General features: G+C 68.5%; 14 protein-coding genes, 1 tRNA gene and 4 pseudogenes. 12 read left to right on the plus strand and 7 right to left on the minus strand.

Annotated elements, in window-relative coordinates; genetic code table 11:
- Positions 1–259: 259 nt before the first annotated feature.
- The 4 genes from OHT01_RS39485 to OHT01_RS39500 all read left to right on the plus strand — a co-directional run bounded on the left by OHT01_RS39485 (position 260) and on the right by OHT01_RS39500 (position 5,354).
- Complete coding sequence (locus OHT01_RS39485; protein ID WP_328558422.1) at positions 260–1,336, plus strand: HoxN/HupN/NixA family nickel/cobalt transporter; 1,077 nt, start codon at positions 260–262, stop codon at positions 1,334–1,336.
- Positions 1,337–1,594: 258 nt separating this feature from the next.
- Positions 1,595–3,274 (plus strand): DUF4331 domain-containing protein, encoded by a 1,680-nt coding sequence (locus OHT01_RS39490; protein ID WP_328557925.1) that lies wholly within the window; start codon positions 1,595–1,597, stop codon positions 3,272–3,274.
- A 95-nt stretch (positions 3,275–3,369) separates the two neighbouring features.
- Positions 3,370–4,005 carry a class F sortase gene (locus OHT01_RS39495; protein WP_328557926.1) on the plus strand — a complete coding sequence of 212 codons (636 nt, stop codon included), beginning with the start codon at positions 3,370–3,372 and terminating at the stop codon, positions 4,003–4,005.
- Between the two features lie 2 nt (positions 4,006–4,007).
- On the plus strand, positions 4,008–5,354 hold the full coding sequence (locus OHT01_RS39500) for a tetratricopeptide repeat protein (RefSeq protein ID WP_328557927.1): 1,347 nt from the start codon (positions 4,008–4,010) through the stop codon (positions 5,352–5,354).
- A gap of 720 nt (positions 5,355–6,074) precedes the next feature.
- On the opposite strand, the gene OHT01_RS39505 is transcribed toward OHT01_RS39500, so the two are convergent.
- Positions 6,075–6,416, minus strand: a complete 342-nt coding sequence (locus OHT01_RS39505; RefSeq protein WP_328557928.1) for a hypothetical protein — start codon at positions 6,414–6,416, stop codon at positions 6,075–6,077.
- A 95-nt stretch (positions 6,417–6,511) separates the two neighbouring features.
- On the opposite strand from OHT01_RS39505, the pseudogene OHT01_RS39510 reads away from it, so the two are divergent.
- A pseudogene (locus tag OHT01_RS39510) lies at positions 6,512–7,363 on the plus strand (IS5 family transposase); the annotation flags it as partial.
- A gap of 84 nt (positions 7,364–7,447) precedes the next feature.
- Positions 7,448–8,013, plus strand: a pseudogene (locus OHT01_RS39515) (DUF4291 domain-containing protein).
- Positions 8,014–8,075: 62 nt separating this feature from the next.
- On the opposite strand, the pseudogene OHT01_RS40300 reads toward OHT01_RS39515, so the two are convergent.
- A pseudogene (locus tag OHT01_RS40300) lies at positions 8,076–8,603 on the minus strand (ATP-binding protein); the annotation flags it as partial.
- A gap of 540 nt (positions 8,604–9,143) precedes the next feature.
- On the opposite strand from OHT01_RS40300, the gene OHT01_RS39525 reads away from it, so the two are divergent.
- From OHT01_RS39525 to OHT01_RS39550, 6 genes are all read left to right on the plus strand, one after another.
- Positions 9,144–9,542: a hypothetical protein gene (locus OHT01_RS39525; protein WP_328557930.1), complete on the plus strand. Its 399-nt coding sequence runs from the start codon at positions 9,144–9,146 to the stop codon at positions 9,540–9,542.
- Between the two features lie 481 nt (positions 9,543–10,023).
- Positions 10,024–10,458 (plus strand): hypothetical protein, encoded by a 435-nt coding sequence (locus OHT01_RS39530; RefSeq protein ID WP_328557931.1) that lies wholly within the window; start codon positions 10,024–10,026, stop codon positions 10,456–10,458.
- Positions 10,459–10,957: 499 nt separating this feature from the next.
- Positions 10,958–12,661, plus strand: a complete 1,704-nt coding sequence (locus OHT01_RS39535; protein ID WP_443043499.1) for a dolichyl-phosphate-mannose--protein mannosyltransferase — start codon at positions 10,958–10,960, stop codon at positions 12,659–12,661.
- Between the two features lie 697 nt (positions 12,662–13,358).
- Positions 13,359–13,432 (plus strand) — tRNA-Met (locus OHT01_RS39540).
- Between the two features lie 72 nt (positions 13,433–13,504).
- The gene (locus OHT01_RS39545) at positions 13,505–13,663 is read left to right on the plus strand and encodes a hypothetical protein (RefSeq protein ID WP_328557933.1); all 159 of its coding nucleotides are present in this window, start codon (positions 13,505–13,507) and stop codon (positions 13,661–13,663) included.
- A 135-nt stretch (positions 13,664–13,798) separates the two neighbouring features.
- Complete coding sequence (locus OHT01_RS39550) at positions 13,799–14,353, plus strand: hypothetical protein (RefSeq protein WP_328557934.1); 555 nt, start codon at positions 13,799–13,801, stop codon at positions 14,351–14,353.
- Positions 14,354–14,963: 610 nt separating this feature from the next.
- Here the strand turns inward: OHT01_RS39550 and OHT01_RS39555 are convergent.
- The 5 genes and pseudogenes from OHT01_RS39555 to OHT01_RS39575 all read right to left on the minus strand — a co-directional run.
- Complete coding sequence (locus OHT01_RS39555) at positions 14,964–15,179, minus strand: hypothetical protein (RefSeq protein WP_328557935.1); 216 nt, start codon at positions 15,177–15,179, stop codon at positions 14,964–14,966.
- A 228-nt stretch (positions 15,180–15,407) separates the two neighbouring features.
- Complete coding sequence (locus OHT01_RS39560) at positions 15,408–15,986, minus strand: hypothetical protein (RefSeq protein ID WP_328557936.1); 579 nt, start codon at positions 15,984–15,986, stop codon at positions 15,408–15,410.
- A 261-nt stretch (positions 15,987–16,247) separates the two neighbouring features.
- The gene (locus tag OHT01_RS39565; protein ID WP_328557937.1) at positions 16,248–16,793 is read right to left on the minus strand and encodes a hypothetical protein; all 546 of its coding nucleotides are present in this window, start codon (positions 16,791–16,793) and stop codon (positions 16,248–16,250) included.
- A complete protein-coding gene (locus tag OHT01_RS39570) occupies positions 16,793–18,718 on the minus strand; it encodes an amidase domain-containing protein (protein WP_328558423.1) in 1,926 nt (641 codons plus the stop codon). Before OHT01_RS39570 ends, OHT01_RS39565 begins: the two co-directional genes overlap by 1 nt.
- Positions 18,719–18,979: 261 nt before the next feature.
- Positions 18,980–20,785, minus strand: a pseudogene (locus OHT01_RS39575) (DNRLRE domain-containing protein); the annotation flags it as partial.
- Between the last annotated feature and the right edge of the window lie 403 nt (positions 20,786–21,188).

Genomic DNA, 21,188 nt, shown 5'->3' on the forward strand with positions numbered 1-21,188 from the left:
TTTCAGGCCCGGAGGCCAGCGCGGCGTCCCCCGCATCCGGGCGAGCACGGCGCGAGGGTGGCAGCGCGCCCGAGTGCCCCTCGAATGCACCTCTCGCACCTGACTATTGGTCCCAACTGCTCATACATTGCAATAAGGGGCTCAATGAGGTGCAGATGCTCGTGCCCCGCTGCACGAAAGGCGAGTACCTATGGCAGCGAGCACCCCCAGCACCGCGGCATCCGCACCCCCCGCTTCACCTGTGGGCCGGGCGCTGCGGATGTTCACCTGGCCTGAGCGGCGGCGTCTCGCCGGTATGGCGGCGTTCATCGCGGCACTGCACATCGTCGGCTGGTTCACTCTGGTGGTTGTCGTGGTGCCCGGCCACTACAGCGCCAACGGGCAGTCCTTCGGGATGGGGATCGGCGTCACCGCCTATGCCCTGGGGATGCGTCACGCCTTCGACGCCGACCACATCGCGGCCATCGACAACACCACCCGCAAGCTCATGAGCCAGGGCCGGCGTCCGCTGTCGGTGGGGTTCTGGTTCTCCCTGGGACACTCCAGCGTCGTCTTCGGCCTCACCTTCCTCCTCTCTCTCGGCCTGAAGTCCCTAGCCGGGTCCCTCAAGGACGACAGGTCCCAGCTCCACCGGATGACGAGCCTGATCGGCACGGCGGTGTCCGGGACCTTCCTGTACGCCATCGCCGCGGTCAACCTCGTCGTGCTGGCCGGGATCTGGAAGGTCTGGAGGCGGATGCGCGCCGGGGTCCTGGACGAGCAGGCTCTGGAGGAGCAGCTCGACAAGCGGGGCCTGATGAACCGCCTGCTGGGCCGGGTGATGAACTCGATCGACAAGCCCTGGCAGATGTATCCGGTCGGCCTGCTCTTCGGGCTCGGTTTCGACACCGCCACCGAGGTCGCCCTGCTCGTCATGGCCGCCTCGGGCGCCGCCACCGGTCTGCCCTGGTACGCGGTGCTGTGCCTGCCGGTGCTGTTCGCCGCGGGCATGAGCCTGCTGGACACCATCGACGGTTCCTTCATGAGCGTCGCCTACGGCTGGGCCTTCTCGCATCCCGTCCGCAAGATCTACTACAACCTCACCGTCACGGGCCTGTCGGTGGCCGTCGCCCTGATCATCGGCACGGTCGAACTCCTCGCCTTGCTCGCCGACCAACTCGCCCTGACAGGCGGATTCTGGCGCTGGGTCGCCGCACTGGACCTCAACACCGTCGGCTTCGTCGTGGTGGGGCTGTTCGCCGCGGCCTGGGCCTGCGCCCTGCTGGTGTGGAAGTACGGCCGCATCGAGCAGCGGTGGACCACCCCCAGTCCGGAGGCCGAAGCGGGGGCCGAATGAGCGGCGCCGCCGTGCGTCCGCCGCTGAATGGCGGGGTGAGGCGCCTTGGGACGCCCGTTCGGCGTTCCAGCGTTGCAGCCCTGACACGCCCGTGGTGACTTATTCGTAACTTAAGTCGCATTGCGGACGCAATTGCAGTGAGGCCTGCGCCCGTGACGGGCCGGGTCAGGACGTTCCGTTTGGGGCTTCGAGTGTCCACCGTCGTCAGCCTGCCCTCCCGTCCCCGGAGCGGCAGCTCCCACCCGAAATGGATGGCCCATGGATTGCTCCCGCTCGCGCCGGAGGTTCCCGGCCCGCCCGGCCGAACGTGCGCTCGCCACTACCGGCGTTCTCGCCCTGGTGTCCGCCGCGGCCCTCGCCGGGCTGGCGCCAGGTGTCAGTTCGGCCTCCAGCCACCGTGAGGCGCCGCTGATCGCGGGCGACCCGAAGGCGGACAACACCGACGTCTACGCGTTCACCAGCCCGGACAAGCCGGACACGGTGACGATGGTGGCGAACTGGATCCCGTTCGAGGAGCCGAACGGCGGTCCGAACTTCTACCCGTTCGCCAACGACGCCCACTACAACATCAAGATCGACAGCAACGGCGACGGCAAGGCCGACACCACCTACACCTGGTCGTTCACCGACCACATCCGTGACGCTGCCCACCAGTTCCTGTACAACACCGGCGTCGTCAACAAACTGGACGACCCGACCCTGAACTTCCGCCAGACCTACGACCTGACGGTGACCGACGCCCGCGGCACCAGGACCCTGCTCAAGGACGCCCCCGCCGCGCCCTCCAATGTCGGCAAGGCCTCGACGCCGAACTACGCGTCGCTGCGCAAGCAGGCCACCCTGCAACTCCCGGACGGCGGACAGACCTACGCCGGACAGGCGTCCGACCCGTTCTTCGCGGACCTGCGGGTCTTCGACCTCCTCTACGGAGGGAACCTCTCGGAGACCGGCCACAACACGCTTGCCGGCTACAACGTCAACACCATCACCATCCAGGTGCCCAAGAAGGACCTCGCACTGGGCGGCAACCCGACCCGCAATCCGGTGATCGGCGTATGGTCCACCACCGACCGTCAGGGCGCGGAGGTCAGCTCGTCAGGGAGCAAGGGCGCGCAAGGCACCTCCTCGAACCGCAACACGGACGCTGCAAACGACGGGAAGGCGCCGGGCAGGGACGGGTCGGGGGCCGGATCCGGATGGCACCAGGTCTCCCGCCTCGGCAACCCGCTCGTCAACGAGGTGGTCGTCCCGCTGAAGTACAAGGACGCCTTCAACACGATCAGCCCCGACCAGGACCACACGGTCACCCCGGTCGTCGACGCGGTCAAGGACCCGATCCTGCCCAAGGTCGTCCAGAGCATCTACGGCGTGCCGGCCCCCGCGACCCCCCGCAACGACCTGGTGGAGATCTTCCTCTCCGGGATCTGCAAAGCCTGCGGACCGATCAAGGCGGACCTCAACTCCCAGCTCCTCAACGGCGACGTCGACAAGAACGCGTTCACCCCGAGCGAGGAGCTGCGGCTGAACATGTCCGTGGCGCCCGCCGCCAAGCCCAACCGCCTCGGCGTCCTCGGCCAGGACCTGGCCGGCTTCCCCAACGGGCGCCGGCTCACCGACGACGTCCTCGACATCGAGCTCCAGGCCCTGGAAGGCGCCGCGCAGACCGGCAAGATCGTGCCCGCCCTCGCGGCCGGCGACGGCGTCAACGCCCCGTACAGCCCGACTGGCGCATCGTTCCCCTACGTAGCGCTGCCCAGCACCGCCGCGGTCAACCAGGCCGGTTCCCTCAGCCCCGACGGCGGCGTCGGAGCGGGCTTCGGCGGCACTGCCTTCGGCGGCAACTTCCCTGTCGTCGCGGCGACCGCTGCCGGCGGCGGCGTCCTGCTGGCCGGGGCCGGAGTCCTCGTCCTGCGCCGTCGGCGGACCGACCGGGCGTGAGCGCCCCCGTCGCACCGGGTCGCCCGCCCTCCGCAACGGAGGGCGGGCGACCGCGCCGTGTCCGCGGACTCTCCGCGGCCGCCGTCGTCGCCGGGTTGAGCTTGGCCGCGGCCGGCGCCACCGCGCTGGTCACCGACCACACGCGCACCCCGGCCCACCTAGACATAGGGGCTCTGCCGCCCCTGCCCGAAGCTCCCGGCACCCGGCACACCGCCGGCCCGGCCGCGCCCGCCGCCCGACCCGTGCGGATACGCATACCCGGCATCAGCGTGGACCGCCCCCTGATCGACCTGCGGGTCCAGTCGGACGGCCACCTCGCCGCCCCGCAAGACCCCGGCCAGGTCGGGTGGTGGAGCGACGGTCCACGCCCCGGTGATCCGGGCGCCGCGATCGTGGTCGGTCACGTCGACTCCCTGACCGGTCCGGCCGCCTTCTACGGCTTATCCGCACTGCGTCCAGGCGACTCCATATCCATCGACCGGGCCGACCACACCCACGCCGACTTCACCGTCCGAGCGCTGCGGGAGTACGCGAAGGACGACTTCCCCGACAACGAGGTCTACGCGACCACCGGTCCCCCCGAACTGCGGTTGATCACCTGCGGCGGCGCCTACGACCCGGCAGCCGGCGGCTACCTCGACAACGTGGTCGTCTACGCCGAACTCGCCCACCCCAGCCCACCGCACCCGTCCGCATCGCCCCCACGCACCCCACCCCGGAGCGGGAATTGACCATGGCTCTCCGCCGACGCCCACCGCGCCGACGTATTCTGCTGTCCGCCACCGTCGCCGGTGTCCTCGGCGTGGGGCTGTTCCTCGCCGGAGGGCTGGGCCTGGCCCCCTGGCCCGCGGCACCCACCGGCACCACCCCGCCCGTCAAAGCGGGCAGCCCGCCAGCCGGAGCCGACCCGCTCGCCGCGGACATCACCCGGCTCCAGGCCAAGCTCAAGGAGACGCCACGGGACGAGGTCGCACTGGCCACCCTCGGACTCGACTATGTCCAGCAGGCCAAGAGCACCGCCGACCCGGCGTACTACCCCAAGGCCGAAGCGGTCCTCAAACGCTCACTGGCCCTTCGCACCAGCGACAACTTCACCGCGATGGGCGGCATGGCCGCCCTCCAAGCCGGCCGCCACCAGTTCACCCAGGCGCTGGACTGGGCCCGCAAGGCCGTCGCCGTCAACCCGTACAACTCCTCCCTGTACGGAACCCTTGCCGACGCCTACACCCAGCTCGGCCGCTACTCCGAGGCGGCCGACGCCGTCCAGCGGATGGTCGACCTGCGCCCCGGAGCACCGTCCCTGTCCCGGGCCTCCTACGTCGCGGAACTCAGCGGCGACATCACCACCGCACGCACCGACATGCGCCGAGCCCTCAACGACGCCGCCGGCCCCGCCGACGCCGCCTTCGCGCACTACTACCTCGGTCAACTCGCCTACAACAACGGCGACCCCGCCACTGAACTCACCGAAGCCGAAACGGGCCTGACCACCGCCCCCGGCTACACCCCCCTGCTCCAGGCCAAGGCACAGGCCGAAGCCGCCCTCGGACACACCGACGCGGCACTCACCGACCTCACCCGGGCCGTGCAACGGGTTCCCCAGCCCGAATACGTCCTCCAACTCGGCGAGCTCTACCAGTCCCTCGGCCGCAACCAGGAAGCCGCCCAGCAGTACCAGGTCTTCCGCGCCGAGCAGAAGCTCTTCACCAGCAACGGAGTCGCCCTCGACTCCGACGCGGCCCTGTTCGAAGCCGACCACGGCGACCCCGGACGCGCCCTGGCCATCGCCCGGCAGGGCCTGGAGACCCGGCCGTTCATGGACACCCACGACGCCCTGGCCTGGGCCCTTCACGCCAACGGCCAGGACCGCGAAGCCCTCACCGAATCCGGTCAAGCCCTCGCCCAGGGCACCCGCAACGCCCTCTTCCACTACCACCGGGCAGCCATCGAACAAGCCCTCGGCGACCAGAACGCCGCACGCGACGATCTCACCAAGGCCCTTTCCATCAACCCCCACTTCAGCCCCCTCCTCACCCCCAAGGCCCACACCGCTCTGACCGCCCTGAAAGGGACCGCATAAGGCGAGCAGGTGGAACCGTTGATGAGCGGCCTCTCTCACACAACCGGCATACCGCGACAATCACACATCGTCAGCTCCGGCGACATCAAGCCTCGAAGGTCAGTATTCGCGCGCCCCGACAACTCTCTCACCTCCTCCGTTGCTGTCTGCGCCCTTGGATATGTCTGCTGGTGGGTGGGGCGCAGCACAAGGAAGCGCAGTGGGTTCGGAAAGAGGTTCCGGGCCGGTCCTGGCGGCGGTCGCGCGTTGGGCGACAGCCCACCATGCTCGCGCCGGACACAGCCGACGACCGATGGGAAGGTGGGAGGCAGCGGTGCCGAGTGCCGGAAACCGTGAATCGCTGCGCAAGGGAGCTGCTCCTGATGGAAAAACAGCGGAGCGTGGCCGTCGACGACGCCTCGTGACGAGAACGACAAGATGGGCGGGCGGCCCGGACCTCTGAGGTGGGTTGAGACCAGGCCGCCGCTCCGCCACCCTCCCCTCCCGCCATGGCGACCGCCACGCCAGCGGGCCACGCGGGTGAGTCCTGCCCCACGGCTGCTACGTACCGGCGAGTCGGGCAGGCGTCGCTTCCGGCGGAAGGTGATGATCAGGCGTCACGTCACCTCTCGCTTTGGCGAAGGCGACTGCCTGCCGTGGTGGTCAGCTACGGCAGACTCGGGCGGTCGCGTCACTGCCGAGGCGACCGCCCGCTTCGTCGGGGACGGGCGGTTAGCTCGTTCAGAGGTCCAGGCGACGTTCGGACGTCGACGGATCGGCTGCTGATCCGTAGCGCAGAATCACGTGCGCTGGGCGGAAGGGGAGCTCGTGCAGGACGGGTGCCATCACGCCGTAGAGGGCATCGGCGTCAGGGCCGTAGGCATAGAGGGCGACCTGGCCGCCTCCGAACTCGTTGCCGTCGAACTCACCGACCGCTGCCTGGTTGATGGCCTTGGTCAAGCGCTCTTGGGCCTGGCGGACAGTGGTCCGCTGGTGCGGCTCGCCGAAGCCGCCATCGGCCAGTTGGTAACGTGCGATGACGCCCTGCTCGGCATCGGATACCGCGTCATCGGTGTCAGTCATGAGGGAACGATCTCATCCCGGACTGACATCATCGGCGGCAGCCCGATCCAGGGCGTATGTCGAAAGTAGATCTTGAGGTGAGATGATCTTGCTTTGTGGCGCGTGGTGATCTGACCGATGCGCAGTGGGCCCGCCTGGAGTCGCTGTTGCCGGCGGGCAAGAAGCCGGGGCGCCCGCCGGTGTGGACCCGGCGCAGCTGATCGACGGCATACGGTGGCGGACCCGAACCGGGACGCCGTGGCGGGATGTGCCGGAGCGGTACGGCCCCTGAGGGCGGGTGTACGACTTGTTCCGGCGCTGGCAGCGGATCTCCGCTGACCTGCAGGCCCAGGCCGACGCGAAGCGACTGATCACCCGGGAGATCAACGTCGACTCCACCGTCTGCTGGGCCCACCAGCACGCCGCCGGAGCCAGGAAAAGGGGAATCTTCAGAAGGAGCCGCCCCGCGGCCTCACGTCCGAGCTTGAGGACCGCGGGCTCGGAGGCTCGCGCCGTGGCCTGACCACCAAGCTGCACCTGGCCGTTGAACAGGGCCAGAAACCATGTCCATCGTAATCACGGCCGGGCAGCGCGGGGACTCTCCTCAGTTCGAGCCCGTACTGAAGAAGATCCGGGCGCATCGGCTGGGGCCCGGTAGGCCCCGCACCCGGCCGGACCGGGTGCGGGCCGACAAAGCGTATGCCTCCCGCAAGAACCCTGCCTACCTGCGGCGTCGGGGTATCCGCTGCACCATCCCGGACAAGGCTGACCATGTCCGCAACCGCAAGAACCTCGGCTCCCGCGGCGGCCGTCCGCCGAAGTTCGACAAGACCGACTATCGCGAGCGCCACGCGGTGGAGCGCGGGATCAACCGCCTCAAGAGGCACCGCGCGGTGGCCACCCGGTACGAGAAACTCGCCTTCCACTACGAAGCGACCGTCCTCGTCGCGGCCGTCAACGAGTGGCTTGTGACCAGCTTTCGCAACCGGCTGCGCGGCCAGTGCGAGAAAACGGCTCGCGAGGCTCATGGGACGGATGGCAGGGTGCGTTGCATGGCGCCCCCATATCAGATTCGTGCCGACTATGACGCTCGCACAATCGTGGTCTACCAGGCGTACGCGCCTGCCATCGCCGACGCGGCACTGCGGGCAGGCCGCTTCGTCACGCCGTTCTCATTCCGCAGGATGACGTGGATCAAGCCGTCGTTCATGTGGCTGATGCACCGCAGCAACTGGACCCGCAAACCTGGTCAGGAGCGCGTTCTCGCGGTGCGGATAACGCGGGAGGGCTGGGAGGAAGCCCTGTCCCAGGCCGTGCTCACGACCGCAGACCCAGCGGCCGTCGCTGAGGCGGCCGTGCATGTCCAGTGGGACCCGGAGCGCTCGCCGCGCGGGGCGGCGCTTAACCACTACAGCATCCAGGTCGGCATTGGCCGCCATCTGATTCGTACATTCACCGACGACTGGATTGTGAGTCTTACCGACCTCACCCCGCAGGTCCGCAAGGCTGCTTCCCTGATACAGACTGGGCATGCCGCAAAAGCCCAGCGGCTGTTCCCCGCAGAGCGCGCCTACCCGCTGCCTCGGCACTGGAAAATCGCCTTTCCTCAGGTGGGTGACTGCCGACCGCCACGGAGCCGGGGTGCACCGCACCGATTGACACCAGACGCCGATGAATCGGTAGGGACCCGGCGGCGACGGGGTTCGGGAAGAGCGGATAGCAGTACCTGGGCGCCCGGTTGCTGGTGATGATCAGGGATCGGCCCTGCCGCTCGCTGACCAGCTCGTAGAGGTCGTCGACCTGTGCGGCTCCGAGTTGGCGCATGGCGAAGTCGTCGAGGATGTGCACGTATGAGCACGTCGGGGCGGACCACTTCACGGATCCGCTTGTCCCAGGTGCGGTCCGCGTGGCCGCCGGTGAGCTCGACCAGGATCCGACTGGTCTTGGCGAAGAGGGACCTGGGCGCCCTGGCGGACCGCGAGATGGCCGAGCGCTTGCGCGATGTGTGTTTTTCCGACCCCGACCGGTCCGAACAGAGTTACGGACTCGCCCGCGTGCAGCCAGCGCGTGGCCGGCAGGGTCGCGGATCCGGGTCGCGGGGAGCTTGGAGGAGGCGGTGAAGTCAAACTCTTCCAGGGTGACCTGCTGCTCGAACCTCGCTCGTTGCAGCCGCCGCTGGAAGGCGACGGTCTCGCGGCGGGTCATAAACCGCTGGTCAGCGAGCTGAGGGCCGTGGAATACGAGACGAGGGTCACGGGAGAATTGGCATGGGTCCCTCGCTGCGCACACTTTTCATCGAGGTCGGCGGAACGGCTTTGACTGGGCGCTGTTTTGGGGCGGGTGATCATGCCCGCCATGGGTGGATCACGTGCTGCCGAACGGTGAGATGTGGGTCACATTGCGGGGTGCCGGCGTCACACTCCGGGGGCTCGCCGCCGTCTCAGGGTGCAACCGTTGCGACCGCGGCAGGAGGCACTCGTGGGCTCTGACTGACACCCGGCTCGGCGCACTGCGGAAGTCCCGGCCGGGAGGCATGGAGGGGGACGCGTTCGCTGGTGCCCTGGTGGACGGCGGTCTCGCTCCGGCGCGGTGTTTCGGGATTGTCCGCTGTGGCTGCAGGGGGCTGCCAGACAGAGCGCGGTGGGAAGGCTCGATGCCCGCCATGACCTCGACCGGCTCCGCTCGGCGCGACGGCACACCGCGGAGGACCCATAGGCGGCCCGATGGGCCGACGAGAAGGGAAAGATCTTGACCAGGTATCAGAAGACGCGGCGCGCACTGACCGCCGGCGCGGCCCTGCTCGGCGCACTGGCGCTTTCGGGGCCGGCGCACGCCGCCGACCGCACTTCCATCGTCGCCGACCGCACTTCCATCGTCGCCTACGGCGCCCACACCCGCGCGCAGGCCGTGTCGTACGGCGCGAACGGCGCCGTCAGGGTCTGCGACGTCTATCCGGACGGCTACGGAGTCGCAGTCCGCTACTACCGCAGGGTCGGAGACCGCCAGACGCTGTACGACTCCAAGGGCAACGGCCAGTGCACCGAAACCACCGATATCCAGAGCAATCCGATCGTCCTTTTCACGGCCTGCGTAGTCATTGACAGCATCGACTACTGCAACACCCAGTACGCAGACACCGGCAGGTAGTCCGCGCCCTGCTCTGGGGTGCCACACATGCGGGATCACTGGGACAACGGCTGTGCACTCAGGCGGGCGCCGGGCTTCGTCCGGCGCCCGCCGTCGTGGCAAGGGCGCCCCCCATCATGGGACGGGCACCCGCCGGTCGGTTGTCGGTATCCCGGTGGAGCGCAGCCCCGCCGTCCACGCTGCCGGGTGGCTGCGGTGGCTGCGCCCCGTGCCGAGGTGGGTCACCGACGCCATGCGGTTGGTCGGGTGACGAAATGCCGGTTACGGGTCACCAGTCTGGATGGTCGGCTCCTGTCCGCTGTCATCCGATCGGAGCCTTTGACAGCGGACCCGGTCCGTCGCTGCTGGCAGGCAGACCGGGTCGACCTGGCGGACCTGGCGGTGCGGCGTAAACATGTTGGGGGCACCGTCCGAGAGTCTGGTCCGTATCGCGTGGCAGCGCTCCCTGTTGATGCTGGAGCAGGCATGGTCAACTAGCAGGGTGAGCCAGGTACTTACGACTTTCATCGCGGTGGCGGGAACGCTCATCGGTTCCCTTCTGGGGTATCAGTTCCAGAAGCGTGTGGCAGACCGGAGCGAACGCCGCAGCGCCGTTCTCGCCTTCACCGCAGCGACCAACGAATTCATACGGAGCCAGCACGACTGGTGGCACCGTCAGCACGAGGAACGTGACGGTCCGGCGCACGTGGCGGCCAGAACGGAAGCTTTCCGGATCCGCGGTCAGGCCTTCCAGGCTGTTCACCGACTGCGCCTGCTCGTACCTGATGACGACCTGCATGCACAGGCGGAGCAGACCATCGGGATGATCGGCGCTCTTCACCGCGCAACAGAGCGCGAAGAACTGCGGACGAGGTCGGCCGAGGCGCGGACGTTCCTCAACTCCTTCGTCGCGCACGCCTCGGCCCGGATCAGGTAGACGGCCGACGGCTCTCGCACCAGTGACATCCAACGTGGTCGCTGCAGGTCGGCGACGCGAGGGCGGCCGACTTCCCTGTCAAGGGACAGCTCCCGTTCGGCTGGGTTCGCGCCGAAGTGGGTTACCGGTTCGGGAAACGCGGAACCTGCGGGGACTCCGGTCGCTCCTGGTAGGTGAATTCCGTGTCCAACGTGATGGCGCGGCGGGGTTTTCTACCTTTGCCAAGTCGGTCCGGTGCCGTCTCCTGCCTGCTCCGTCGTGTGCCCGTTCCGCCTTGGCTGCAAGAGGGGGCCGATAACGCACCGTTCTTCAACGCTCGGGCCGGTGTCGGCCTCAACCCCCTCCAGGCTGCGTCTTGTCCGGGTTCAGGCAGCCGCGGCCAGCGAGGGCCGGCCTGAGCCGGCGTGACGACCACCGACCACCGATTGCCGGGCAGTTGCTCCCGCTCGTCCTGTTCTCCACATGAGAAGGCTCACCAGTGATCCATGAGAAAACGCCCGTGTTGGTCGACGAGCCAGGGGAGGGGGTGAATGGCCGGCCGGTCTCCTGGGAGCGGCGGCTGCGGGACTTCGGGCACGTCGGGCGTTCGCCTGTGTCTGTGCGCGAGCGTCTGGTCGTGCCGTTTCCCGAACCCGGGTCATGGCTTTGGCGCACGCTCGGGTTCTCCCCGGCAGCGGCGTGCCGGCTGGCGCGCTGGTCGCAGTGGGGCGGGCCGCTGCTGGTGACGCTTCTGGCCGGGGTGCCGCGTTTTTGGCGCCTGGGCAGCCCGCGGGCGGTCGTGTTCGACGAGACGTACTACGCCAAGGACGCCTGGTCGATGCTGCGGTTCGGCTACGAGGGCACCTGGCCCAGCAGCAAGATCTCCGACCCGCAGATCCTCGCCGGTCCGCAAGTGATCCCGCTCTCCGACACCGGGTCCTTCGTCGCGCACCCGCCGACGGGCAAATGGGTCATCGCCCTCGGCGAGTGGATGTTCGGCCTCACCCCCTTCGGCTGGCGTTTCATGACGGCGCTCCTTGGCACGCTGTCGGTGCTGATGTTGTGCCGAATAGGACGCCGCCTGTTCCGTTCGACCCTGCTGGGCTGCCTGGCCGGAGCACTGATGGCCGTGGACGGTCTGCACTACGTGATGAGCCGCACCGCGCTGCTCGACCTCGTCGTCATGTTCTTCGTCCTGGCGGCGTTCGGCTGCCTGCTCATCGACCGCGACAGCGCGCGGGCCCGGCTCGCGGCAGCTCTGCCGGTCGACGAGGACGGCCGGGTGCGCCCGGACGGACACACCGGCGACCGTGCCGGGACGGGAGCGCGACCCTGGCGGCTCGCCGCCGGCCTCTTCCTGGGACTGGCGGCCTCGACCAAATGGAACGGCCTGTACTTCCTCGTCTTCTTCGTGATCCTCACCCTGCTGTGGGACGTCGGCGCTCGCCGCGTGGCAGGAGCGCACCGCCCCTACCGCGCGGTGCTGCGCAAGGACCTCGGCTGCTCGGTGCTGTCCCTCGCCCCGGTCGCTGTCCTGACGTACTCGACGGCATGGACCGGCTGGTTCCTGTCCGACAACGGCTACGGACGCCACTGGGCGGACGCCCGGGGCGGCACATGGTCGTGGATCCCGGCCCCGCTGCGCAGCCTGTGGCACTACGAGCACGCCGTCTACCAGTTCAATGTGGGACTGAGCACTCCCCACAAGTACCAGTCGAACCCATGGAGTTGGCCGGTCCTCGGGCGCCCTGTGCTGTTCCACTACCAGTCGCCGGCACCCGGGCAGGACGGCTGTCACGCGGTGGGCGGCTGCGCACAAGCGATCCTCGCCCTGGGAACACCGCTTCTGTGGTGGTCGGCGTGCTGCGCGCTCGTGTACCTGCTCTACCGATGGGCGCTGCGCCGCGACTGGCGCTCCGGCGCGATCCTCTGTGCGGTAGGTGCCGGCTATCTGCCCTGGTTCCTCTACCAGGACCGCACGATCTTCTCCTTCTACGCGGTCGTCTTCGTGCCCTACCTGTGCCTGGCCGTGACGATGATGCTGGGAGCCCTGCTGGGTCCGGCGGGAGCGACTCAGGGGCGCCGCATACGAGGTGCCGTGGCCGCGGGCGTACTGGTCCTGCTCATCGCCTGGAACTTCATCTACTTCTTCCCGGTCTACACCGGACAGACGATCCCGTACGCCGACTGGCACGCCAGAATGTGGCTCGACACCTGGATCTGAGCCCGCCCACCCAGAACGCGGCGCTGCGCGCGCCCTCGACCCGACGGGAGCCGATCCGGCGTCCCTCACCGGGGCTGCGAACGATGCGAACGCTCACGCCATTCCGCACTGCCGGGGGACCGGGCGGCGGCCCCCGGGCAGTCCGTTCGCGCCCAGAGGACGTGCACCGTGGATATGGCCTCGGGAGGCGCCGTCGAACCACCTTACGGGTGGGCATCGTGGAGCGATTGCTCCAGCACTGGTCGGCCGAGCCTGGCAAGACTTGCCCGCTGTGCTCCACGCCGCGTCAGCCGGGTGACGCGGCTGAGTGTGCTGATCGCGCTCCCGGACCCGTGCCCGTGCAAGCCCCGAGTGGTCGGGTGGACAACTTTGCCATCCGGCACGGACGCAGATATGGAACGGTGCTGGTCGCAGTCGAGTCGCACGACGTCCTCAACCTGCTGCCCGGACGGGAGAAGTAACCAGTTGTCGCCTGGCTGGCCAGCCCCGGGGATGGAGGTGATCTGCCAGGACCGGACCGGAGGCACTCCGAAGCAGCCGCGTGCGACAGTCGTAGCTGGGTGGCCAACGACCTGCGCGGCTACTTCGGTCGTTCGCTGCGCGGCAGCGGAGACGACTGGAATCGGCTGCAAAAGGGGCTCGGGTCGTTTGGTGGTCTTCGACCGGTGCCGTGATGGCGTAAGGTGAGCAATACCGACGCGGGGTGGAGCAGCTCGGTAGCTCGCTGGGCTCATAACCCAGAGGTCGCAGGTTCAAATCCTGTCCCCGCTACTGCTGGCAAGGGCTCGGATCCATACGATCCGGGCCCTCTGGCTTTCCCGGACGACGGCCGGTCTGTCTCCTGTGTCTCCTGCCTGCTACGAGGCCGGGCGGCCGGGCGGTGTGCTCGTACGGCGGGACGGCGAGTGCGGCGCCGGCGGCCTGGGCTGCGATCTGGACGTCGCAGGCCGCTTCTCCAGGAAGGTACGTCCGCAGGAACGCGGCGTGTCCGTGGCGATGTGACGCTTACGGCCTTTGTGTCTGTCGTTGGAGCTGCCATGGCGAATCAATACCGGTGGACATGGTTCGGCCTCTGCCGTGGGCTCTTGGCCTGTCCCGGCCCTTGCCGCGCAGGGGTCCGAGCGGCAGAGTGGCGTCGTGATCATTCCGTTCTTATGCGACGACATGCAGGGTGCAATAGCGGTGACGCTGGAGCGTGTTGATGATCCTGCTGTGATCGGCAAGCACCCCTCAGCCGACGGTTTCCCGTGTTGCACCGCTGAGGTGGACTATCCGGGCAAGGGTTATCGGGCATTGTTCGGCTGGGTTCAGCTGGTGCGGTCGACGGACAACTCCTCCGCCGGGGCTGCCTTCGACATGGACCCGTTCTGCCTGTTCGAGGATGCGCCGTCGCCGTACGCTTTCTTCGGCATCAATCCCACCCTGTTTGACGCACCGTCACGAGCCAAGCGAGACCCTTTGGCCTGGACGGCCCACAGCTATCTTGCACGGACACCAATAGATGACACCGAACGGCGCGTGCTGCCGCTGGCCGGCTTCTCCTGGGGGTTCAACATCGACTCGGACGGTCGCATCACGTTGCAACAGGTCCAGTCACTGACGGCTGTGGACTGGGACGCGCACCTGCCGTACCTCGGCGCTTCCCATCCAGGCTGGGTATTCGATGAATGGCAGCCCGGCAGTGAGCCCTGACGGTCTTCGTGGCCTGTGGAGGACGCCGAGGCTGCGCTCGATACCGGGAAACGGAAGACGACGTGGGGGCGAGCCCAGCGCTCCATCGGCTGGGGTAAGGGCTCCGAAGCGTGTCGGTGCCGTCATCTCGGAGGCTTTTCGTGCGTTACGGCTTCCTCGTCGCGCGGCGGGCGGGGACTTGGTGGCTGAAGCCGTGCCGGTGCAGTCTCTGCGCGATCGCCGAGAACGGCATGCTTTGTGGAACCGGCGCCTGAGCAGTGTCTCGATCTGAGCCAACCTCCAGGCCTGGCTGGCCAGCCGGAGAGTGTCAGCGGGCTCCACAGGAGTTCGGCCCCTGTTTGACCGTCCCCAACCGCTTCCGCCAATGGCGGGACGCCGGCGTGTTCGAAGCTCTGGGCTTGATCGCCAAGGGGCCTCGGGTCGAGGCCCGACCCGCACATCAATTTTTAGCCGGACGATTTTGGCGCGCGTCAGGGTGGAGTGATGGGGTTCCAGGCATCCCCACACCCTGTCACCCGGACTCGCTTGTCGCACTGGTAGACGACTGGGGAGAGCCTTGACGGCCTCTCGCTCGAACCCTGCACTCCCAAGGCTCAGCATGGTGCTCGGCTCAGTCGCGACCGAGTCCTCGGCTGTCGAGATAGTCGATCAGCGCAGCCTCCTTGTGCAGCAACCGTTCGCGGTCATCGGCCGATAGCGACGCAAGGGCGTCGACCAAGACCCGCTCGTGGTGAACGGAGACCATGTCGCCGGAGTAGATCCGGCACCCCGAGCACCAGCCGAACCCGATACACCGCTCGAAGCTGGAGGACTCAGGCGGATGCACGCGGTACTGGTAGGAACGGACTGGCTCCCGGCACACCGTGCAGACCGACCGTTCATCGTCACGAACGCACCAGCCGGTTGTGCCCCTGCGCCAGGACTTGCGTCCGGCCGGTGCTCTTCAAGTCGTCATGGCGATCATTCCGCCTCGTAGTGGTCTCAGGAGAAGCTCGATCGCTTCTGGCTGTCTCGGTGACCGCTTGCATGAGGTGCCCGTCCCATCTCAGGGTGATCAGTGTTGACGCCTCTCGCGCTCGTCAGCAACGGCGTCGCCGAACGGTGTGAAGCCAATGCTCGCTCCAAGCATGTCGTCACCACTCCGGAAGGCGAGCAGGCGTGCCGATGGCGCGTCTCCCGCCTCGGCGAAGTGGAAAACAGTGAGCGGAGCGGTTGAATCGCCAGAGGCGTAGCCAAGGGTCTTCGCCGAATGCGGATCTTGGTCGCCGAAGATCGCGGACGGCCGACCATAGACCTGCAGAACATCGTCGAGCGTACGGTCGGTCTCCGCCCAGCCTTCGGCTGTCTCGACGAGGTTCGTGTAGTCGTGCGTCCGCAAGACTCGATCGAGACGGAGCCAGCCGCGGTTGTGGGCTGCGGCGCCGTACTCCGCAGCCACCACGTGAATGTCCGGCTCGGGAAAGCAATAGCGCAGCAATGCCGCCATGTCCAAACGCGCGTTGTCGTCCACGATCCACCGCGCGCCGTCGGGCCCGGCCTCGTCCTGGGCGAGGGCATCAAGGAGGACCGGCAAGCATGCGAGCCCGCCGTGAGCGTCGGGGCACCGCACTGCGGCGTTGAACTCGTCGAGCACGCGGACGCCTTCCGCCTTGGTGAGTAGGTTCCGGCGGCGAGCCGTGCGGGGAAGGCTCCGAAGGGACAGCATGCCGACCACCTTGAGCCGTCGCCGTCCGGCTGTCCACCCCGTTCTTCAATCCGCCAAGGCTCTGGTCGATTCAGCAGTGATCGCCAGGGGCGGGTTCGGGAACCTGGCCCACCACCTGCCACCCGCCGTGTACCCCCACGGCGCCCTGCGCGGTACGAAGGCGAGGGCGCCGTGAGAGTGCGGGGTCGGTCAGTGGGTGGTGCGGGAGGAGCCTGAGCCGCCCGGGGTCCGGGGTGCCCAGGTGGGCTTGGCCGTGGCCTCCTTCATGGACGGTTCGTCCATGAGGACGTGCCAGCCGTTCTCACCGGCGTCTCCGTCGAGGCGCACACTGATCTCCTTCGTCTGCCCGGTGTTCTGGAAATACAGGACGACGGTCTGCCGCTCGGAGCCTTCGTCGTAGAAGTCGGCCGCCACCTTCCCGCCCGCTCCCTTTCCGAACGCCTTGATCCAGTTCTCGGCCGTGCTGCGTGCGACGTCCTCGCCGCTGTCATCGGTGGCGAGTTCGGCGAGTTGGCCGGGGGAGTCGTCCGCGATCCGCCAGACGAGTTGCTGTGTGACGGCGAGCGAGCCGGTCGAGGGGTAGCCGAGTACATGCAGGGGCTCATGGCCCGCGTAGTCCTGGGCGTAGCGGGAGTCGGCCGTGTCGCCCGTGGACGAGCACCCGGTCAGCGTCGCGAGCAGCACACCGGCCGCCAGCGCCGCGGTCATCGGGACGCGCGATGTGGTCCCTTCCATCACTTGGCACTCCTGGGTCGGATGATCAGAACGCGTTGGATCGGATTGCTGGTGCCGCGGTAGCGCGCCAGCACGTCGTCGAGCGTGGTGTGGTTCTTGATGCCGTGCTGGGACAGTCCCAGATGCCCCTGCACCTTGGAGGTGACCACCGCGGCGTGGTTGTAGCGCGGTTCCTTCTTCCACTTGAAGAAGACGATGTCGCCGAGCTGCGCGTTGTACGTCTTGGTGACGCGGGAGGAGGGACGGTGGCCGGAGAAGTGACGGCGCAGGTTGTCGGCACCCGACCAGGTGTAGCTCTTGTTCTTGATCGAGCCGAAGAGGTAGTACTGCTGCCACCACGCGCCGTCGGTCTTGCGGCCGCCCCATCGGAACTTCATGCCGCCACCGTGGTAGAGGGCCTTGGAGACGAAGTTGGTGCAGTCCTGGGAGTACTCCCAGCCGATGTCGGTGTGGTTGTAGGCCCAGTTGGCGGTGCCGTGGCCGCTGACCGACCTGGCGCTGAGGGTCTTGGCCGTGGTCTTGGCATCGGGTGTGGGCGTCGGCGGCGTCTCGTCGGGGAAGCCGTTCTCGCCCAGTTCGATCGATCCGGGGTCGTCCGAGGTGTCGTCCGGGGCCTGCGAGTCCGTCGCGGAAGTGGTCTCCACCTGGGACTGCGCGGCCGCCGTCGGGGACAGTGTCTGCCCGGCGTCGAAGTCGTCGGCTTCGCCGTCCATGACCGCGGTGCCTCCGGTCAGGTCGAAGGTGTACCGCTTGAGGGCGCTTCCCGTCGTCGGTTCGTCGCCGCCGTCGCCGTGCAGGGTCATCGACTCCGTGACGTTGGCCCGAACGACGACCTGGTCCGCCGTGGCCCCCTTGCTGACCAGGACGTCCGTCATCTGCGCCGACGCGCCCGCGTAGCTCTGGCCGTTGTCGGCGAGTGCCTGCCTGCTGTCGACGAGGTTCGGCTCCTGCGCGCCGAGCAGTGCGGAGAAGACAGTGCCGTGCGGAGCGTCGGCGGCCGCGTCGGCCGCGGAGAGACTGCCGCTGGTGAGGATCTTGCCCCGGGCGGCCAGGTATTCCTGGACAACGTCACGGTAGAGGGAGGTGCCGTCCGGGACCGCCGCGCCCTGTGCCGGCGCCGAGCGTGACAGGGGCCCGTCGCCGACGGTGTTCTTCGCACGCACCGAGACGCGGTACGGGACGGTGTTGTCGAGCTTGGTGAAGACGACGCGCGGCGTGGTGGTCTCCTGCTCGGCCACGACGGCGCCGTCGGTCTTCTCGACCTGAGCCGTGTAGCGGAGCTCGCCGGCCGTGCCCGGGTCGAGCGGCGGGTTCCATGTGGCCAGCAGGCCCGAGTCGCCGGGGACCGTCACGACGTCGGTGACCGTTGAGGGTGCGGTGGGCGGCAGGTACCGGATCGTCAGCCGCGGGCGCGTGGTCGTGTCGGCCGCGGTGAGCGAGTGGTAGGCCGCCCCGTGGGCGTCGGCCGGGACGGTCAGGGCGAAGCCCTGGTTCTCTCCCCGTTCGGTCCAGGACTGCACCAGCGGGCCGAGGTCCAGATCCGGCAGTGGTGTGCCGGACGCGTAGTCGTCGGTTCCGGCCGCGTCGAGGAGCGCCCCGCCGCTCTCGGAGGATGTCCAGGCGGACGACAGCTCGTACACGCCTGGCTGTTGTGCGGTGCAGTCGGCCGCGCAGTTGGAGCGGGTCAGCGACAGCGTGGCCGAGGTGATCCGGGCACCCTTGGGCAGGCCGGAGAGGTCCGCCGTGAAACGGGTCGCCCACTGGCGTCCGCCGGCCGGTCCGATCAGGAGTTCTCCGTCGGGCGCGGTGGGGCAGGGGGTGGTGGTGCAGTCGGTCGCGGTGGACACCTGGTCGAGGGTGTCGTCGGCGAGGGTGAGCGTCTTGCTGTCGGGTGCCGCCGGCAGCGGCTTCTCGCGCACGTTCATGGTCTGCTGTGCCGACCACGGCGAGCAGCCCACGCTGGTGCAGGCACGGACGGTCCAGCGGTAGGCGGCGCCGTCGGTGAGGACCCGTTCGGGAAGCCGGAGGGCGGCTCGCCGGCCGCTGTCCGTCCACACCGGCGAGACGTTCAGTCCGGGTACGGCACTGCCGGCCGAGTCCTTCACCGCGAACTCGGCGCTGACCCGGCCCTGCGCCGGATCCGTGACGACGGCGGAGATGATCGGCGTCAGGGTCTGCTCGGCCCCGGACTGAAGGTCCTGCGGTGTGTCCGGCAGCGCAGCGACACTGAAGGTGGCCCAGGCCGACCATTCCGTGGTGTAGTGCGTGCCGTCGTAGGGCGAGGTGCGGAAACGGTACGTCCTGCCGTGCCGCAGCACGCCGTCGGGTACGGCGACCTCGGCTGGGGTGCCGCTGGCCGTGAATTTGGACATCAGTACGTCACCGACCTGGGTGTTGGTCGCGGCGTCGAAGATCTGGAAGGCGCCGTCGACCTGGTCGCCGTCCGGATCGCTGAACGTGTCGCGCAGTGTCGGTGTGGTCGTGTCGACGCGCCAGGTTCCCGTCTTGTCCTGGGTGAACGGGGGACCGGCCTGCTGCTTGGTGCCGGTGCGCGGCCGGTAGTTGTAGTTCACGGTGAGTCTGGGCGGATTGGCCGCGGCGTTGGCGGAGTTGACCCGCTTCCACTGGGCGACGACGTTCTCGTCGGCGGCACGCAGCCCCATCGTGCCGCGTGTGGCGTTGGCGGAGGCCCAGCTCTGCACCAACGAGGTCGCGTCGGCGTCGATCCATCCGTCGGATGCGGAGGTGCAGGCGGAGTTGCCGCGCGTCTGTGTGGAGGTGGACGTCCGGGAGTTCCAGGCCGGCTGGGACGTCCAGCGCGTGCCGGTCGAGGCGGCTCCGGCGGACCACACCTCCCACGGGGCCGCCTTGCAGTCCGTGTTGCCCGAGTGGAAGTTCCAGAGGCTGAGGCGCGCGCTGCTCACCAGGGCGTTCGCGATCGGCGCGGTGTTCCAGGTGATGAACGAACGTGCGGTACGCGCGGTGCCGTCGGAGTTCTTCGTCCCCGGGTTGCCCAGGTCCAGTTCGGTGTCGGTGGACAGGTCCCCGGTTTCGCCCTGCTGGACGTACGTGTCCATCACGTTCGACAGCGCGGACGTGGAAGGGTCCACCGTCACCGGGTACTTGGTCTTCGGGTCGGCGAGGAACCCGGCGTCCGGCGTCACCACGAGGCTGACGGACGACCCGTCGTGGACGACCTTCAGGGCCGCCGGCACGGTGCGAGTGTGCTCACCGGAGACCGCGTCGACTGTGGCGTCCCACATCACCGGCGCCGGCATGACCGCCGTCTTCTCGCTCCGCCGGTCGGTCAGCAGCACGCTGCCGTCGGGTCGTTGGGCCACCGTGAGACCGCGCGCCTTCAACGGCAGCGTGTAGCTGGAGGAGTCTCCCGCCGGTCTCTGCTTGAGCTCCACGAACTGCTCGAAGCCGGTGCGGGTGGCCTCGACGACCACATCGGCGCCCGGCAGCGCGTTCTCGTACTCGGCCCGGTTGCCCTTGAGCGTGGGAGCAGGCAACGCGCCCTTCCACTGCAGGGTGATCTGCCCGTCCCCTTCGCCGAGCGTCACCAGGTCGGACGCGCCGGCCGAGTTGGCCCGTGCAGCCCGCGAGCCCGTCAGGGACGCCCGCCGAACGGCGTCGCCCGTGCTGCGTCCGGCCAGTCTCAGCCCCTGCGGGTGAGCCTTGGACTCGACCGCCCCGTCGGCATCCCGGGTCAGGTTCACGTCCACCGAGCGCCAGGTCCTGGCGTCCTGGTCGTAGAAACGGACAGGGCCCGCCGCCACCTCGGTGGTCAGCGAGCCGTCCTCGTTCACCCAGGTCGTCGAGGTCTCGGTGCGCTCGGAGAGCGCCTCGACCCGCTGCCCCGACGTCCGCGCGGCAGCGCGCGCGGACGCGATGTCCACGGCCTGCGTCACGTCGGCAGCCGCGACCCCGTTGGCCGATACGGGCGTTGCCACGACCACATCGGCACTCTGCAGCACCGTGACGGACAGGGCCACAACGGCCCCTCCGGCTATCCAGCGCGCGGGTCCCCCGGACCCCCGCCATCCGCGCCGCGGCACGGACTCACGCCTTGTCATGCTTCCTCGAACTCTGTCGAACACCGTGCGAACGCGGTGTGAGCTGTGAATTTCCGCCCTTGAGGATGTTTGGCATGGCCGCGACGTTCCGGAAATCCGGGGCAGAGGCGCCTATTTGGAGGTGTGCCTGATCACATCGGTCCGATCGTGCGATTCACGTCGGGTGAGCCGGAGTCTTCGGGGCATGGAGGCAGGGCGCGGGCCGTACGTCGGTTGGCCACCGCTAGCGGGCGACTCGTCGTCCGACGCGCACCGCCACGTCCCGCCGCTGCACCGTCACCCCGGAGCCGGAAGGAAGCCGCCCGGCTCGCCGACG

This window comes from Streptomyces sp. NBC_00358 (assembly GCF_036099295.1).
Classification (GTDB): Bacteria; Actinomycetota; Actinomycetes; order Streptomycetales; family Streptomycetaceae; genus Streptomyces.

Coding starts and splice junctions, on each gene's coding strand:
- OHT01_RS39485 (WP_328558422.1), top strand. CDS start 260: ATGTTCACCTGGCCTGAGCGGCGGCGTCTCGCCGGTATGGCGGCGTTC.
- OHT01_RS39500 (WP_328557927.1), top strand. CDS start 4,008: ATGGCTCTCCGCCGACGCCCACCGCGCCGACGTATTCTGCTGTCCGCC.
- OHT01_RS39565 (WP_328557937.1), bottom strand. CDS start 16,793: ATGGAAGGGACCACATCGCGCGTCCCGATGACCGCGGCGCTGGCGGCC.
- OHT01_RS39570 (WP_328558423.1), bottom strand. CDS start 18,718: ATGAACGTGCGCGAGAAGCCGCTGCCGGCGGCACCCGACAGCAAGACG.
- OHT01_RS39490 (WP_328557925.1), top strand. CDS start 1,595: ATGGATTGCTCCCGCTCGCGCCGGAGGTTCCCGGCCCGCCCGGCCGAA.
- OHT01_RS39505 (WP_328557928.1), bottom strand. CDS start 6,416: ATGACTGACACCGATGACGCGGTATCCGATGCCGAGCAGGGCGTCATC.